The 17,514-nt window shown below is 59.7% G+C and carries 11 protein-coding genes and 1 CRISPR repeat array; of the genes, 5 read left to right on the forward strand and 6 right to left on the reverse strand.

The window, feature by feature from the left end; translation table 11 throughout:
• Window positions 1–884: a CRISPR direct-repeat array (repeat unit 28 nt; unit sequence GGCTCATCCCCGCGCATACGGGGAAAAC).
• 96 nt (window positions 885–980) lie between these two features.
• From HMPREF2836_RS08390 to HMPREF2836_RS08410, 5 genes are all read right to left on the reverse strand, one after another.
• Window positions 981–2,660 carry an RNA-guided endonuclease InsQ/TnpB family protein gene (locus tag HMPREF2836_RS08390; RefSeq protein ID WP_070630073.1) on the reverse strand — a complete coding sequence of 560 codons (1,680 nt, stop codon included), beginning with the start codon at window positions 2,658–2,660 and terminating at the stop codon, window positions 981–983.
• Window positions 2,661–3,027: 367 nt separating this feature from the next.
• Entirely contained in the window at window positions 3,028–4,116 is a 1,089-nt protein-coding gene (locus HMPREF2836_RS08395; RefSeq protein ID WP_070630074.1) for a diacylglycerol/lipid kinase family protein, read from the reverse strand.
• A gap of 100 nt (window positions 4,117–4,216) precedes the next feature.
• On the reverse strand, window positions 4,217–5,524 hold the full coding sequence (gene serS / locus HMPREF2836_RS08400; RefSeq protein ID WP_049350145.1) for a serine--tRNA ligase: 1,308 nt from the start codon (window positions 5,522–5,524) through the stop codon (window positions 4,217–4,219).
• A gap of 80 nt (window positions 5,525–5,604) precedes the next feature.
• On the reverse strand, window positions 5,605–6,552 hold the full coding sequence (gene pheA, locus HMPREF2836_RS08405; RefSeq protein WP_070630075.1) for a prephenate dehydratase: 948 nt from the start codon (window positions 6,550–6,552) through the stop codon (window positions 5,605–5,607).
• 159 nt (window positions 6,553–6,711) lie between these two features.
• Window positions 6,712–7,608 (reverse strand): spermidine synthase, encoded by an 897-nt coding sequence (locus HMPREF2836_RS08410; RefSeq protein WP_070630076.1) that lies wholly within the window; start codon window positions 7,606–7,608, stop codon window positions 6,712–6,714.
• 92 nt (window positions 7,609–7,700) lie between these two features.
• Between HMPREF2836_RS08410 and HMPREF2836_RS08415 the strand changes: the two genes are divergently transcribed.
• Window positions 7,701–8,324, forward strand: coding sequence for a GNAT family N-acetyltransferase (locus HMPREF2836_RS08415; protein ID WP_070630077.1), 624 nt, complete (start codon window positions 7,701–7,703; stop codon window positions 8,322–8,324).
• A 192-nt stretch (window positions 8,325–8,516) separates the two neighbouring features.
• Window positions 8,517–10,607 carry a phosphate acetyltransferase gene (gene pta, locus HMPREF2836_RS08420; protein WP_070630078.1) on the forward strand — a complete coding sequence of 697 codons (2,091 nt, stop codon included), beginning with the start codon at window positions 8,517–8,519 and terminating at the stop codon, window positions 10,605–10,607.
• Between the two features lie 149 nt (window positions 10,608–10,756).
• Here pta and HMPREF2836_RS08425 read toward each other — a convergent pair whose 3' ends face one another.
• Window positions 10,757–11,194 carry a hypothetical protein gene (locus HMPREF2836_RS08425; protein ID WP_070630079.1) on the reverse strand — a complete coding sequence of 146 codons (438 nt, stop codon included), beginning with the start codon at window positions 11,192–11,194 and terminating at the stop codon, window positions 10,757–10,759.
• A 327-nt stretch (window positions 11,195–11,521) separates the two neighbouring features.
• Here HMPREF2836_RS08425 and HMPREF2836_RS08430 point away from each other — a divergent pair, with 327 nt between their 5' ends.
• The 3 genes from HMPREF2836_RS08430 (at window position 11,522) to HMPREF2836_RS08440 (ending at window position 17,169) form a co-directional block, all read left to right on the forward strand.
• Window positions 11,522–14,749 (forward strand): DEAD/DEAH box helicase, encoded by a 3,228-nt coding sequence (locus HMPREF2836_RS08430; RefSeq protein WP_070630080.1) that lies wholly within the window; start codon window positions 11,522–11,524, stop codon window positions 14,747–14,749.
• Between the two features lie 556 nt (window positions 14,750–15,305).
• Window positions 15,306–16,016 (forward strand): DUF6318 family protein, encoded by a 711-nt coding sequence (locus HMPREF2836_RS08435; protein WP_070630081.1) that lies wholly within the window; start codon window positions 15,306–15,308, stop codon window positions 16,014–16,016.
• A gap of 349 nt (window positions 16,017–16,365) precedes the next feature.
• Entirely contained in the window at window positions 16,366–17,169 is an 804-nt protein-coding gene (locus HMPREF2836_RS08440) for a hypothetical protein (RefSeq protein WP_246822851.1), read from the forward strand.
• The last annotated feature ends 345 nt before the right edge of the window (window positions 17,170–17,514 follow it).

Below are 17,514 nucleotides of genomic sequence, written 5' to 3' on the forward strand. Positions count from 1 at the left end.
GGCTCATCCCCGCGCATACGGGGAAAACGCGGCCTTCTTCTTGGCTTTCGCAACCTTCGCGGGCTCATCCCCGCGCATACGGGGAAAACGGGGCGGCGTGTGGGCTGTGACCGGCGCGCCGGGGCTCATCCCCGCGCATACGGGGAAAACCCGGGCGAAACTATCACCATTGATACCACGGTGGGCTCATCCCCGCGCATACGGGGAAAACCTAATTGTCATGTTTGGTCAGAGTGGTGACAAGGGCTCATCCCCGCGCATACGGGGAAAACTCGATTCTCGCACAGCCTGGCCTGGTGGAGCAGGGCTCATCCCCGCGCATACGGGGAAAACGCCGTCCCCCGCTGGTTGGGGGGGGTCTGAGCGGGCTCATCCCCGCGCATACGGGGAAAACTTTGCGATTTCCACCTGTGAGGCGTGCACGGCGGGGCTCATCCCCGCGCATACGGGGAAAACCCTGCTCCGATTTCGGCACGCACACAGAGCGGGGGCTCATCCCCGCGCATACGGGGAAAACTTGAAGATGAGCCGGGCTGCTACGGCTATTTGGTGGCTCATCCCCGCGCATACGGGGAAAACGAATCTTTTGAGCAGGAAGTGACCGGGCAATGGGGCTCATCCCCGCGCATACGGGGAAAACCTTGATTCCTCACCAAGCAGTTCAACGCAACCGGGCTCATCCCCGCGCATACGGGGAAAACCTCCACCGCAAGCGTAAGATAGCTCGTTGCTAGGGCTCATCCCCGCGCATACGGGGAAAACTAAGTGGTGCTCATGATGTCTTTTCCTTTTCGGGGCTCATCCCCGCGCATACGGGGAAAACATGAGGTCTAGTAGGGGGTCGAATAGTGATGTGGGCTCATCCCCGCGCATACGGGGAAAACACTAGCTGACAAGGCACGATACCCAAGCAAAGACCAAAAAATATTCAGTTTCCACACGTATACATATATAAAAGGGATGAGTAGACGATTACTCGTCTACGGTGACCCGCCGCCAGAAGCGGCCGGCCTTGACGCATCCAACGCCACATCCCCCAGCACCACCGAACCGGCAGCATCAGAGTCAGTGACTCCGCGTCCGTTTAGACTCTCCCCCGTGCCGGGGGCGAGTTGCGCCTCATACATCCGCACAGCCTCCGCACGGATATTACGTGCCGCATTCACGTCACGATCAATCCGCACACCACAGGCCGCGCACTCAAAGACACGCACGCGAAGGTCGAGCTTGGTTTTCGCTCGTGCTCCGCAGGCGCTACACATCTGAGAGGATGCAAAGAAGCGGTCAATAATCTGTACCTGTGAGCCGTACCAGCTGGCCTTGTATTCCAGCTGACGGCGCAGCGTACTAAAAGCGGCATCCAGAATGGACCGATTAAGCCCAGCCTTCTGGCGCACGTTCTTGCCCGGTGCCTCGATGGTACCGGCAGCTGAGGCGGTCATACCCGCTACAGCCAAGTCTTCAAGCCCGATGAGGGTGTACCCGGTGCTCAGGCGCTTAGAGACCTGATGCAACCCCGATTCACGGCGCAAGGCTACTAGGTGGTGGTGCCGTGCAATCTGCTGCACAATACGGGCACGACGGTTAGAGCCCTTCTGGGCACGCGAGAGGGCACGTTGCAGGCGTACCAGGCGCTTCTCAGCGGCACGTGCCCAGCGGGGGTTAGCCAAGGTAGGCGCACCGTCACCAGTGAACTCCAAGGAGGGGTACTGCGCGAAGCGCTGCGGGGCCTGCTCGTCAGAGAGCGCGGCGAGGTAGCGCACGCCCAGGTCTACACCAACAGCACCAGCGGAACGCTGAGCACGGGTAGGGCTCGCAGACGGGCGGGTGAGCTCGACGAGGATAGAGACATACCACCGGTTGGCGGCACGAGAGACAGTGTAAGAGCGAACCTGAGCGCCAGCACGCACCGCCTTGACGAGGTGACGAGTAGTGTCATGAGTGCGGATAACACCCAGGTGCGAGAGGCGCACGTGGCGGTAGTCCTCGATGGTCGGGGTGGTCTTGATGCCGCAGCGCTTCAGCTGCGCTTTACGGCGTGCGTATTCAGGCTCTCCGCGTAGGTATGCGGTGCCGTAGGCACCGATAGTCTCCGGTGCAGGGATAGTGAAAGAATCGCGGCTAACACCCTTGCGCTTGAAGCGGGGCGTGCCGACAAGTCGGCCAGCACGAACACCGGTACGGGAATCAAAGAAATTCTTCCATGCCTTATCGGCAGATTGCAGCCCAGAGACGAGGACTCGGCGGGGGATGGTGTGCATCCACGGCTCGGAGGATCGCTCAGTCTCGGGCCATACGATTGCAGGGTCGGCACCAGACTCAATCGCCTTACTTGCAGCGCGGTGGCGATTAATTTCAGGGGTCAGGTGCTGGGTTCCGTATGCCGCATAACCAATAGACTTATACGCTGCATCGCTTTTGGCTAATGCCTTGAGCTCAGCCTTAACGGTGGTCTCGTCGGCGCCTGCGTCAATGCGGGTGTGCCAGTAGTCTGCTCGGGCGCGGGAGACATCGAGATTGTGGGCAGTGAGGAGGTTGTAGGCGTAGCGTGCTGCGCCTGCGCATTGTGCTAGGGCGGACGCCTGTGCCTGGGTGGGATCGAGGCGGAATTTATAGGCGCGGAGCGTAGTGTCAGCGTCGGTGCTGATTTTCTTAGCCATGGCCTTTCCTCCTCTCCTACAAGCTATTGAGATAACCAGTGTGGACATCTCTCATACCCACAATCATATGGGATACCCCTGACAAGATAAGGGGGTATTTTGGGCTACCCAAGAATATTCTGAAAATAAATTCCCCCACAGCCACAGAACCGATACATGGGATTTTTGTTGGGGTGCAACGTTTAGAAACGAGGACTACACCGGGGTGGGCAGCGAGAAAAATAGTGTAAAAAATCGCCGATTTTTTCACTATCCCCCTGATTTTCAGGAAATAGTGAAAAAATCCGCGATTTTTTTCATAATCCAGGTCACATATAGGTGATTCGGGGTGGTGCCAGCCTCTCCCCCAGCACCTTCGCTACACCCACTAGAGCACCTCGGGGTGGACCGCCACCTCCACGGCGGCAGGTAGCACGCGCGCACTAATGCGGTACGCCGACGGTGCCGGGTCACCATCCACCTCAACCGGCTGAGCACCATCCGGGAACTCCAACACCACCTCAGACCCCACCAGGTGGCGAATCACGGGCAGCTCAATGCGCGGCGAACCCAAAATCGTGCGGCGCGTAACCTTCGCCATCAGCAGACCCCACTCCACCAGGTCACGCGGCGACGCCACAATCACCTCAAGATTACCGTCATTCACATCCGTCATATCCGCCAGGCGAATACCACCCTGCAGGCGGCCACAATTCGCGATCAGCACCGACCGCATCGGCAGAGTACGAGGCTCCCCACCGTCCACGCTAATACGCACCGGGTGCGACCTACCCAGCATGTGCTTCATGCCGGACTGCACGTACGCAACCCAGCCGAACTTCGCCTTAATCTCCTCGTTCGTATCATTCATGACGAGCGCATCAAACCCGGCACCACTCATCACAAAGAACGTGTGTTCGGTTTCTTCGCCGGGGGCGCTCGTCGTCGTCATCTCAATCGCATCAACGGCCTGACCTGCACCGTTGAGCGCAATATTCACGCACGCCGCCACGTCACTCACCGGAATGTACAGGTTACGCGCCAGCAGGTTACCGGTACCCATCGGCAGAATACCCAGGCGCGGCTTGCGCCCCTCATGATGCGCCAGCGCCGCCGCCACAGCACGCACCGTACCGTCACCACCGGCAGCAATCAGCAGGTCAACACCCTCAGCGATCAGCTCGCGGGCCGCCTTAGAACCGGGCTCGTCCACGCGGGTGGTGCGCACCAGCGCCTGCGGGTGGCCGTTCGCCGCGAGGGTACGTTCCAGAATCTCAATAGCCGCCGCAACTCCGGGCTTACTCGGGTTGTACACCACGCCCACGCGCTGCGCTTCACCGGTGGGCAGGGTCGGCAGGACGCCGAAGGGCGCGCCCAGTTCGATAGCGCGTCGGCGCGCTTCACGGCGGGCACGAGTGACGGAGGCGGTCAGAGCCGCCGCCGCAGAAACACCAAGGAGTTTACGGTAAAGAGGCATAGTTCTTAGACTACCGGGATACGCGAAAACCCGCCCACCGTTTACGCGGTGAGCGGGTTTTTCAGCTGGTTGTGAGATTACTCAGCGGGCGGGGTATCCCTTATTCAGCGATAGCCGGGATAACCTCGGCGCCACCCATGTAGGGGCGCAGTGCCTCAGGAATACGGACGGAGCCATCTGCCTGCTGGTGAGTCTCCAGGATGGCAACCACCCAGCGGGTCGTCGCCAGGGTGCCGTTCAGGGTCGCTACGGAGCGGGTGCGGCCCTTACGCACGTTGCCTGCCTCATCCACGGTATCCGGGGTGCGCTCGCGGATGTTCAGGCGGCGCGCCTGGTAGGTGGTGCAGTTCGAGGTGGAGGTCAGCTCGCGGTAGGTGCCCTGGGTGGGGACCCACGCCTCGCAGTCGAACTTGCGGGCTGCGGAGGTGCCCAGGTCGCCTGCGGCGGTGTCAATCACACGGTATGCGAGGCCGCAGCGCTGCAGCATTTCCTCTTCGAGGGACAGCAGCTTCTCGTGCATCTCTTCTGCCTGCTCGACGGGGCAGTACACGAACATTTCAGCCTTGTTGAACTGGTGCACGCGAATGATGCCGCGGGTGTCCTTACCTGCGGAGCCTGCCTCGCGGCGGTAGCAGGAGGACCAGCCCAGGTACTTCTTCGCGCCCTTCTCGAAGTCGAGAATTTCGTCGGTGTGGTAGCCGGCGAGCGCCACCTCGGAGGTGCCGACCAGGTACAGGTCGTCGCGTTCGAGGCGGTAGATTTCGTCGTCGTGCTTGACGTTGAAGCCGGTGCCGTTCATGATTTCGGGGCGTACCAGGGTGGGGGTGGTCATCATGGTGAAGCCGTGCTCGGTTGCGAGGTCGAGCGCCATCCACATGAGTGCCTGCTCCAAGCGTGCTACCTGGCCCTTGAGGAAGTAGAAGCGTGCGCCGGAGACCTTTGCGCCGCGTGCCATGTCGATGCCGTCGACGAGTTCGCCGATTTCGAGGTGGTCGCGCGGTTCGAAGCCTTCGGTGGTGAAGTCGCGGGGGGTGCCAACTTCCTTGACGACTACGTAGTCGTCTTCGCCGCCGACGGGTACGCCGTCGATGATGAGGTTTTCGATGCTGCTGATCAGTTCCTCGTATTCGGCGGTTTTCGCTTCGGAGGCTGCCTTTGCTTCGTTGACGCGGGCTGCCAGTTCCTTGGCCTGTGCGACGAGGGCGGGCTTTTCTTCCTTGGGTGCCTTTGCGACGGTCTTGCCGAAGGCGTTCTGTTCGGCGCGCAGGGTCTCGTATTCGCCGATGAGTGCGCGGCGTGCGGTGTCGGCTTCGAGGATGCGGTCGACGTGGGTTTCGTCCTTGCCGCGTGCTCGCTGGGAGGCGCGGAAGACGTCGGGGTTTTCGCGGAGGAGGTTAATATCAATCACTGTTTTATCCTACCTAATCTTGCGGTGGGTTGTGGGCGGGGTTTGCGCTGGTGGGGCGCGGGTAGGTGCGGGGGGGGTATCTAGCGGCGCTGCAGCTGTACGGGGCGGCCGTTCGGGAAGAGCGACTCGACCCATTCGTGTGCGGCGTCGAAGGAGCCGTCGGAGTGGATGTTGTCGACTTCGGTGTTTTCGTGGTCGGCGCGCGGGTAGGAGCCGAGGAATTTCAGCGTCGGGGAGACACGGTGCAGGCCGCGCAGAGCGTCGCGCATGCGTGCCTCGTAGATGTGGCCGTCGGCGTCGATGCTGAACGAGTAGGAGCCCATGCCTTCGCCGGTGGGGCGCGATTCGATGCGGGAGAGGTTCACGCCGCGCACGGAGAACTGTTCGAGCAGTTCGAGCAGGGCGCCGGCGCGGTTGGTGGGTAGCGGCACGGTCAGGGTGGTCTTGTCGGAGCCGGTCGGTTCGGGGATGTCGGCGGTGCGGGAGAGCAGCACGAAGCGGGTCACGGCGTTCTTGTTGTCGCCGATGTTGTCCTGCAACACGTGCAGTTCTGGGTGGTAGTTCAGCAGCGCCGGGGAGCAGATTGCCGCATCGTAGGTGCAGCCCTCTTCGAGCAGGCCGACAGCCGCCGCGGCGGTGGAGGATCCGGGCAGGTAGGCGGCGGTGGGTACGTTCTCCTGCGTCCAGCCGCGCACCTGCGCCCAGGCGTGCGAGTGGGTGGAGATGGTCTTGACGTCTTCGATGCTGATGGGCTTCGCGGCGACCAGCACGAAGCGGATCGGTACGAGCACCTCGCGGATGATGCGTACACCCTCGCTGGCTGCGATAGCATCCAGAGTGGCGCTCACGCCGCCCTCCACGGAGTTTTCGATGGGCACCATGGCGGCGTCCGCCTCGCCCGCGTTCAGGCGTGCGAGCGCGTCGGGCACGCTGGTGGCGGGGATCCGTTCGGCGTCGGATGCGCCGGGGACGCTCAGCAGGGCGGATTCGGTGAAGGTGCCGGAGGGGCCAAGGTAGGTGTATCGCATGCCACTATAGTAGCGTCTGCTGTGGAGGGGGCGCCGAATTCGGTGATAGGTTACGGTCTTTGGCGGTAGTTAAAAACCCCTACCAAAGTCGCTAACCTATGGTCGAAAAATTTAAGTCATTACCGAAAAACTTAGGTCATCACCAAAAACCCGGAGCCGCTACCTCACGAACTGGCGCACCCGCGCGGTGTCCCAGTACTGGGCGGGTACGCCTCCACCCATGAGCTCACGGGCGATCGCGGCAGCCTGCACGGAGCCAGCCTCGGGCAGGGGCGCGTGTGAGCCGGCAATAATGACGTTGCCGCGGCGGCGACCCTTCAGCATGGCGGAATCCGCCACAATGCACACGTACTCGAACACCTCAAGCAGGGCGGACGCCTCAGCGCGGGTACCGGTCAGCGCCGGCCCATCGCCACAGTTCAGGATGTACAGGCCGCCGGGTGCCAGCGACTCGGCGACGGTGCGGGTGAACTCGACGGTGGTAAGCGCCTCGGGCGTGGTGTCCCCGGCGAATACGTCACGGATCAGCACGTCACGGGATGCGGGCGCGAAGGTCGCGGTGACGGCACCCGCCTCACCCACGCGAATCTTCACGCGCGGCGCCTTGGGGATGTCGAACCAGGCGCGCACATACTCGGCGAGCTTGGCATCCAGCTCAACGACGGTGTTGCGGCTGGTCGGGTACAGGTCAGCGAAATAGCGCGCCATCGAGCACGCGCCGCCACCCAGGTGGGTGATGCGCAGCTTCGCGGCGTCCAGGTGCTCCTCCACGTGCGAGGAGACGACCGCCGCAATCCAGCGCATGTACTCAAAATCCAGCTGGCGGGGCTCACCCACAATCACGTGGGAAGACTGCACACCATTAATGAGCAGCAGCCAGCCGTCAGCGTGGTAGCCGTCAGGGACCAGCTCCGCCTCACCCGTAGAAATCGGGTACACGCCAGCGGCGGCACCCTGCACGGGGGTGTTCTCAGTATCGTCGATGCGGTTCTTCTGCTGCTTCTGGGCTTTCTGCGCCTTTTGGGACTTCTTGGGTGCCCTGCTCTTTTTCGCCATACCCACTAGCCTAGCCGACAGCCCGCACGCCCCTAGCGTACGCACCCGCGGGAGCCCGCCTCCACAGGGGCCAGCTGAGTAGACTAGAACCCATGGGATTTGTATGTCAGGGCCGCTACGCGCTCGCACCAATTGAACCGACCGACGCCGAAAAATACGTCAACCTGCAGCTGGACTGCATGGAGCAAACCTACGACCCGATCTACTTCGACACGCTCGGGGAAAGCTTCACCGCCCGCCACCGCGCCGAACGCAACGAATACCTCGAAGACTTCCACCGCCACCTCTCTTCCCCCACCGTGCGCGGCTTCTTCGCCTATGAGGTGCCCGGCTGGACCCCCGACGGCGGGCTCTCCTGCTCCATCGGCGCACGCATCGACTGGGATAAGCCGGTCGGCCTGGCGCTCTCCCTGTGTGAGCCCTCCTCCTGGGAACTCGAACGTGCCGACAACCTCCCCGAACTGCCCACAGGCACCCGCAAACTCGTACACCTGTACACCCTCAACCACACGCACGGCACCGGCCTCGGTCAGGCACTCTACGAATCCGTCATCTACCCGGACGAAAACTCCTACCTGTGGGTCATGGCTGAAAACGAACGAGCGCTCTCCTTCTACGAGCGGCTCGGCTACCGCAACGAAGGCGTGTACTTCCAAGCACGCGGCTCCTGGGAACCCGGACGCAGCGTCCGATACACGCGCATCCTCAACCCCTAAACGGCACACCACAACAGGGAAACAGCCCGCCCACATGACGCAGCGCACCGCACACCCTGTTAGGCGCCACCCCCACAACGCCTTAAGATAGAAGAGACCTATAAGCTCGACGCACCCGCGCACAGGAGCACATACACCCCTGCGCAACCGCGGGACCCAGCGCCGAACATCGCATAGAAGGACAGTAAAACAATGACCACCGGTCTTTACCTCTCCGCTATGTCCCAGAACTCGGGCAAGTCCCTCGTAGCCCTGGGTCTAGCAGACTCCCTCATCAAGCGCGCAGACCGCGTCGGCTTCTTCCGCCCCGTCTTCGACGGCGCAACCATCTCCGACGACCCCATGGCACGCCTCATCCGTGAACACTTCGGCCTGACCGAAGAGCAGGTCGGCGGCGCAGTCTCCATGACCGACGCACTCGCACTCATCGCAGACGGCGACACCGAAGAAATCTCCGCACGCGCAGTCTCCGCCTACGAAAAGGTCGCCGCAAACAGCGACGTCGTAATCGTCGACGGCGTCTACCTGCCCGCCAACGCGCTCGCAGTCGAATTCGACCTGAACGTCCAGATTGCACGCGACCTGGGCCTGCCCGTCGTCGCTATCGTCGGCGCACAGGAAGCAACCGTCGAGGAAGCAGTCACCGCCGTTGACGTGGCACGCACCGAGCTGCTCGCCTCCAAGGCAGACCTGCTCGCAATCATCGTCGGCCGCGCAGAACCCGAACTGCGCGACGAGATCGAAAACTCCGTCAAGCGCGGCGACGCAAACCTGCCCGTCTACGTGCTGCCCGAAATCCCCGAACTGAACGCACCCACCGTCGGTGAAGTTGCCGAAGCCCTCAAGCTCGACACCGAAGGCATCAAGGCGGAAGACCTCGGCCGCGACATCCACGGCATCAAGGTCGCAGCAATGAACGTCTCCAACTTCCTCAACCAGTTCGTTGACGGCGACTTCGTCATCGTCCCCGGCGACCGTGCAGACATCGTTGCAGCAACCCTCGCATCCGCACTGGCACCGACCTTCCCCGCACCCTCCGGCGTGCTGCTCACCGGCGGCCTGGACGCACTGCCCGGCAAGAACACCGCAGTCGGCTCCCTCATCGACAACGCACCGTTCCCCGTGCTGTCCACCACCAAGGACACCTTCAAGTCTGCACGCGCAGTCTCCCGCGTCCGCGGCACCCTCGAAAGCGGCCACCAGCGCAAGCTCGCAGCAGCAATGGGCGGCTGGGACGAGCACGTCAACAAGGACGAACTGCTCGCACGCCTCGAAATTGAGCGCCCCGCATCCATGACCCCGCTGCGCTTCCTGCACAACCTCATCGAGACCGCACGCGCAAACCGCCGCTCCGTGGTCCTGCCCGAGGGTTACGACGTGCGAATCCTGCGTGCATCCGAAATCATTGCACGCCGCGACTTCTGCGACCTGATCCTGCTCGGCAACCCCGCCAAGATCGCAGAGATCTGCCAGGCCGAAGGTATCGAACTGCCCAGCACCGTTCGCATCATCGACATCGAAAACAACGAGTACACCGAAGACTTCGCAGCAACCTACGCTGAGCTGCGTGCACACAAGGGCGTCACCATTGAGGCTGCTCGCGAGCGCATGACCGACCCCTCGTACTTCGGCACCATGCTCGTCTACAAGGGCATCGCCGACGGCATGGTTTCCGGTGCTGTGAACACCACCGCGAACACCATCCGCCCCTCGCTCGAGTTCATCAAGACCCGCCCCGGCACCAAGATCGTCTCCTCCGTCTTCCTGATGCTGATGGAAGACCGCGTTCTGGTCTACGGCGACTGCGCAGTGAACCCGAACCCCAACGCAGAGCAGCTGGCCGACATCGCGAAGGCATCCGCGGAGACTGCACGCCAGTTCGGCGTGACCCCCAAGGTTGCTATGCTGTCCTACTCGACCGGCACCTCCGGCGCTGGCGCAGACGTGGACGTTGTGCGTGAGGCAACCGAGCTCGTGCGCGCATCGAACCCCGACTTCGCGGTTGAGGGCCCGATCCAGTACGACGCTGCTTCGAACATGTCCATTGCGTCGACCAAGCTGCCCGGCAGCGAGGTCGCTGGTCAGGCTACCGTGTTCGTCTTCCCCGACCTGAACACCGGTAACAACACCTACAAGGCTGTTCAGCAGTCTTCGGGTGCTGCCGCTGTGGGCCCGGTTCTGCAGGGTCTGCGTAAGCCCGTGAACGACCTGTCGCGCGGTACCACCGTTGAGGACATCATCAACACCGTTGCAATCACCGCAATTCAGGCACAGAGCCTGTAAGGTGCACGCGGCGCTGTAGCGTGAAGGCTGCGGCGTTCCGTTGATATAGAAATCTCCTGCACTGGGCGGGGCATGCCTTGGAGGTGTGCTCCACCCGGTGCGGGAGATTTTTTGTAATTACAGGGATTTCTTTTGGTGCCATTCCCCGGTTAGTCCTTGCGGGTGCGGCGGAGGCGCACATAGTTAATCACGCCAAGACCAGCCATGCCCACGGCGGTCAGAACCGGGCCGAGGGCGGGCGGGAAGAGCCAGGTGAGCCCCGCCTCCACGGTGTAGGCGATGAGGCGGCAGATAAGGTAGGTGCACACCGCCACGAAAAGCGCGTAGGCGACGATGATGCCGACCGGGCGGGGCTCGTAGCCTTCTCGCCGGGCGCGTAGAGCGGCACCCAGGGCGTTACCCAGGTACAGGGCGAGGGCGCCGACGACGAGCGCGGCGGTGAGGGCACCGTCAAGGAGCGTGCGCGGGGTCAGCGGTGCGGTGCCTGCCTCAGCGAAGAGGTTGAGGATGCGCACCGCGGCGTAGGCATAGCAGAAGATGACTGCCGCACGGATGGTGAGGGGGAGGTTGGTCCAGAAGGTTTTCATGCGGCCCCTTTCGAGGTGGAGGGCGGGCTTCTGTCTGAGTGTTACCCCAAGGATACCTAAAAACACCGGTGTGTGATGCGAATCAATAGCGTTTGGGCTGGTGTGTTCTGCATGCGGGGCGGGGTGTTTGGTGCGCCGAGTTTAATCGCCGAGAAGCCACATGTGTTTCGAAAAGCAACATGTTACGTGGCTTCTCGAAACACATGTGGCTTTTCGAGGAGAAGACGGGTAGAGAATTTTTGTAATTACAGGATTCCACCACCCCTACCCCGTGAGCCGGTGACCACCCAAGCAGCAGCAAACCGCCCGGGCTGCTAGGCTGCTGCTATGACCACGACTGACGAAACCCTCCCCCTGGGACTCTACGAACACCTCAAGAGCGCATCGCTCATGGGCCGCACCATCCCCGAAGGCGCGCAATGGCAGGAAGAAATCCTCCAAAAGGACGACTACAACATCCCCGAACTGCTCACCCAGTTCTTCGCCACCCAGCTGGTCCCCGCCCTCGAAAGCCTCAAAACCCCTGCCGACCAGGTGGAACTCATCAACCGCATGATGGAGCTCCTGCCGCAGGATGCCGAAGAGCAGAACGATTCGTTGCTGACCGATGACGACAGCAACGTAATTCAGGTGCGCGAGCTCGCCCTCACTGACGCAAAAACTACGCGCCCCGATATTCCTCTGAGCGACGTTGCTCTGATGACGAATACTTCTAAAGACCTGAATCTCAATACTGAAATTCAGAAAGAATTAGAAAGTGCAGACCGTGTAGATTTGCTCTGCTCATTTCTTAAAATGTCCGGCGTTAATAGTTTGAGTGAGCAGCTTAAAGCTATTAAAAATCGCGGTATCCCTTTCCGCATTATTACCACCACCTACATGGGCGCAACCGACCGCAAGGCTATCGACCGCCTCGTTGAAGAGTACGGTGCCGAGGTGAAAATCAGCTACCAGGGCGACAGCACCCGCCTACACGCGAAGGCTTGGCTGTTCCACCGCAATACGGGTATGTCCACCGGCTATGTGGGCAGCTCGAACCTGTCCAGTGCCGCGCTCACTGACGGCCTGGAGTGGAATGTTCGCATCTCTAACCCAATTACGCCCGGCCTGATCCGCCAGTTTGAAGGCCTGTTTGAAAGCTACTGGAAGAGCGGTGATTTCACCTCTTACACCGCCTCTGACAAGGAGAAGCAGGAGCTCGACACCGCCCTAGCCAAGGCCGATATTACCGGCCGTAAAAGCAAAGGCCTGGAGTACGATATCGACTCGTCCCTGCTGGATGTGCATCCGTTCCCGCATCAGGTGCGCATGCTCGAAGAGATGCAGAACGCTCGTTCTAAGGGCCGCCACCGTAACCTCGCCGTGGCCGCGACCGGCACAGGCAAAACCGTGTTCTCGGCTCTCGATTACAGGCGCCTCTGCGAGCAGTACGGCAAAAAGCTGAAGCTGCTTTTTATTGCGCACCGAAAAGAAATCCTCGACCAAGCGCGCCGCACTTTCGGCGACGTCATGCTTAAAGGTAATTTCGGTGAGCTCCTGACCGGCGGCAAAAAGCCCGAATATAATGAGGCTGTTTTTGCGACCGTTCAAACGTTGTCAGGTGCCGCCCTCGAAAGTTACGCGCCGGACTATTTCGACGTCATCATCATGGACGAATGCCACCACATTAAGGCCGCCAGCTGGGACAAAGTTTTCAACTATTTTGAGCCCCGCGAATTTATTGGCCTGACCGCAACCCCCGAGCGAGAAGACGGGGTGAACATCGCCGACAAGTACTTTGACGGCTACGTGGCGACCTCAATCCGCCTATGGGACGCACTCGAAGACCACCTCCTCGTACCCTTCCAGTACTTCGGTATTGCCGACGGCACCGACCTGCGCCGCATCAACGTTCGGGGTGGCCGGTACGACGAAAACGCCCTGGAGAACCTGTACACCAAGGGCGAGGCTGAACGCCGCCTGCGTATCATCGTGGAGGAGCTACGCGAGAAGGTCGACAACCCCCTGCGCATGAAGGCGCTCGGGTTCTGCGTGAGCGTGAAGCACGCCGAATACATGGCGCAGAAATTCAACGAGGTGGGTATTCCCGCCGACTTCTTGGTCGGTACAGATTCCGCCGAGCGCCGCGCCGAGGTCATGAAAAACCTTGCAGACGAAGCGCACGAGCTGACCACGATCTTCACCGTGGACCTGTTCAACGAGGGCGTCGATATTCCGAGCGTCGACACCCTCCTGATGCTACGCCCCACCCAGTCGCTCACCCTCTTCCTGCAGCAGTTGGGCCGCGGTCTGCGCCGTGCACCATTGAAGTCTGTTCTGACGGTCCTCGACTTCGTGGGACACCAGAACAAGAACTTCATGATTCACAGCAAGTACCGCGCCTTTGCACGACAGGGTACCCTGACCGAGCAGGACATTGAGAGCCCTGAACTGCCGGCCGGCTGCCACTTCCACCTGGACGAGCTGACTCAGAAGCAGGTCATCAAGAAGATTCGCGAGTCCCTACGCATGAACCAGAACGCCCTCATCGACACCGCAAAGAGCTACCTGGAAGATATACGCCGAAACTCCACGGAACCCGATATTCGCCCCACCGTCATTGACTTCATCAACCGCTACGGATTGGGACTGCCGCAGATTTACGGCCGTAGCAGCAAGGTGACCCTGCCCGGTGTCGCTAAGCCCGTCGCAACGACCTGGACCAGCCTCCTGGCCGCGAGTGAACTGTACCCCGACCTGGTGGTTCCCTTCCAGGACAACGTGGCCGTCGAGACGAATAAGCGCGTCAAGGCACTCACACACGTGCACGACACGTTCCGCATTAACGCATACCTGGAGCTACTGAACGCGGACATCCTGGAGCAGGACATGACCGATGAACAGCGCCGCCACGCATGGATGCTCCTGTTCTCCATCTGGCCGAAGGCCAAGTGGGACGGTTCCTCTGAGAAGTTCAGCCTCGACGAGGGCCTGGCGACTCTGCGTAAGAACCGCGGCATGCTGCAGGAGATGGAGAGCGTCTGGAACTTCAACGCCGGTACGGATACCACCTCCACCCTGCCGCTCTTTGAGGGTGAAGGCGTCCCCCTGCGCACTCACGCCTACTACTCTCGCGAGGAGTTGTTTGCTGGTCTGGGTGGTCAGGAGGAGAACTTCAAGGTACCCGGCGGCGTGGTCAACGGTGTTGTGCCCTTCGACCCGACGAATACCACCGCGCTACTGGTGACGTTGGAAAAGTCTGAAAAGCACTTCTCCCCGGCCACCATGTATAAGGACTACGCCATCAGCACTGACGAGTTCGCGTGGGATTCGCAGAGCGCGACAACCCCCGAAAGTCAGCTTGGTCAGCTCTTCCAACACCACGAGGAGCGAGGCCGACGCATCGTGCTCTTCGCCCGCCAGCACAGGGAGAATAGGCTCGGCCCCGAACCCTACATGTGCCTGGGCACCGTGAAATACATTTCTCACGAGGGCTCCAAGCCGATGCATATTCGCTGGTCGTTGGACCGACCGATGCCGGCGTCCATGTTCCAGATCGCGAAGATTGCCTCGTAGGTCATAAATAACCGCAGCAGGCGGCCCCGGATACATGTGTGCGTCCGGGGCCGCCTGCTTTTTAGACCGAGGTTTTCGATAGGTTAGTGTCTTCGCCGTGGGTCTTTAACCCGCAGTGAAGACACTAACCTATCGACGAAAAGGCAAGGCATAACCCATAACCAGCTCTCGCCTACCTGGCGCAGCCGGAGATTCGGTCATGGGTTACGGATTTGTGCCATAGGCTAGTGTCTTTGGTCGTAGTTAAAAACCATGGTCAAAGACGCTAAACCATGACACAAATTCTGCTGAGGCGGCACCTCCACAAGTGCAGATTATTTGATGCATAAAGCATTGAGGTGTTCGTATGGTGATGTTTAGTCGCTGTTGTACCCAAAAGAATGCAAACGACGGCAAACATGCGGTAGGGTGGATATTGTAGTGTTCTATAGCGCATTGATGCGATTGCTGGATGCACTATAGGGTTGTTTTTCTTCCGGTGGTCAATGTGACCTGTGAATAACGGCCCGACATGCACATATATCACACTGTCACCGACGATAGGAGCGTATCTTCTATGGATTCGACCATTTTCAATCGCCGTACCCTGTTGGGCAGCGGCGCACTTGTGGGCCTTGGTGCCCTGCTTGCGGCGTGTGGCCAGCAGGCAAATAGCGAGGCGGCAGCCACCGCATCCGTCGTGCCGAGTGAAACTGCCTCGGCATCTGCGGCGGCATCTGAGTCGCCTTCGGCAAGCGCAACCCCGTCTACTGTTCGAGGCTACTCGGGCGGCTCGAAGGCACCGGATGGTGAGTACCGCCCTGCGGACGGCAAGGGCCCTGCTCAGAACGTGCCGAAGCCTAACGCCCCTGAAGAGGGCTATCGTGAGAAGTCTATTGAAGGTATCCGTAAGACGATGGATGCTTGGGTGAAATGGACTAATTACGGAATTCAAGTAGGCGATTTTACGGAATCCCGAAAATACATTTCCAGTAATTTTGAAAGTGAACTTAAGGGATATAAGAGCTTTGAGGACTTGTATAAGCGCGGCGGGTGGATTATTGATGGCATTGACAACTATGTTGCTGATGGAAATCCGTGGTCTGAGGATGGGGAAACCTATTTTTGGAAGGCATATCGCGAGTGGAATTATATAACTCTTGTGGAGCCTACCGGAGAATGGCACCGAAACCGAAATATCCAGAAGGATAATGACACCTGGAAATTTGAGTTTAAGTATTCTGATTCTTCATGGAAAATTATCGGTTACGAACAGGTAGAAGACTAAAATAATGAAAAAAATAATAAAATGCAGTGGGATTTTTTCTCTATCTTGCATTCTAGGATTTTGCGGTACCACTAACGTTGATGCATACGTTATTACTGCGCCTTGTTCTGACACATCAGCTAAAGTTTGCCAAATCGAAGTTGAAACAACTACTTCGCGAGGCAGTCAAGATGGTTACGATGAGAAAAATACAGGTGCAGATAATGCCAACCAGGAAATTCAGCAACAATATACTTATTCCACGGTAAATCAGGGAAACGGCGTAAAAGTTACCTACGCCAACGAAAATCCCAATATTATGTCATGCACAACCAAAGACGGAAGAATAGGAACATTCAAGTTCACAAATATGTCGCTTGAATCTGGCATTCCTGTAGATCACGGAAGTCCCCGAAGCCCTTCCTCTGCTAGTTGCATCCCGAACAATACCCGCACCCTCACCAGTGCCGACAGCCCCGGCCCCACCGGCCCGACCTACGAAGAAGTTATGACGGAAATTCGCCATGCTGCAGAGTCCCTAGAGCCGGGCAAGCCAACCCTGCACCAGTCCTATAACAATCCCGCAGGCACTGGCCGAGCAGAAGGCGACCCCAACGTCTACAAGGGCGACCAGATCAACTTCTACGTCGATGACGGAGGACCCTACCGCCTCGAAGCAGACATGCTCGCCGGACACGTCGAAATTGAGCTCATGCCCTCCTCCTATGTCATCGAGTACGGCAACGGCGATACTGCCACCAACTACACCGCGGGCAAACCGGTCACCACCTACCCTCGTGAGCGTCCGCGTCAAACGGATACCAGCTACGCTTACCAGCGTTCCGGTAACTTCCACGCGTACGCGACCGTGCATTACACGGCTCGTTTCCGCGTGGATGGTGGCCCGTGGCAGATGATGGAGGTGACTCCGCAGGCGACCAGTGATCCGTTGCTGGTGCGTGTCTGGTGGGTTGATGTGGGCCGCGTGGCGGGTGACTGCAGCTACGACGACACTCGCTGGGGCTGCAAGAACGACCCAACGATGGGCAAGAAGGATAACCCGAACCCGCGCCTACGCAAGGCCGATATTCGTACCGGTCAGCGCTGGCATCTGAACGACAATGGCGACGGGGACACGGAATATTCGCTACACCGTGACTGGCCCGATATGTAAACCAGTTCTGACCCAATATATAGATAACCGCAGCAGACGGCCCCGAATGTTTGAACATTCAGGGCCGTCTGCTTTTATGTGTCTAAAATTTCGACCATAGGTTAGTGTCTTTGGTCGTAGTTAAAAACCATGGCAGAAGACGCTAAACCATGGCACAAATTCGCAGAGGCAGCGCCTCCACACGGGTAAAAATTCGGTCATGACGTAGCAATTTCAGTCATGACTTAGCGTCTTTGGTAATAGTTAAAACCCCAGCCTGAAGTCACTAACCCGCCACCAAAAAAGCTAAACCATAACCGGCTCCTGACTACCTCCTACCTGGCGCATCCGGGGCCGCCTGCTTTT

It is taken from the genome of Rothia sp. HMSC065C12 (genome assembly GCF_001812085.1).
Classification (GTDB): domain Bacteria; phylum Actinomycetota; class Actinomycetes; order Actinomycetales; family Micrococcaceae; genus Rothia; species Rothia mucilaginosa.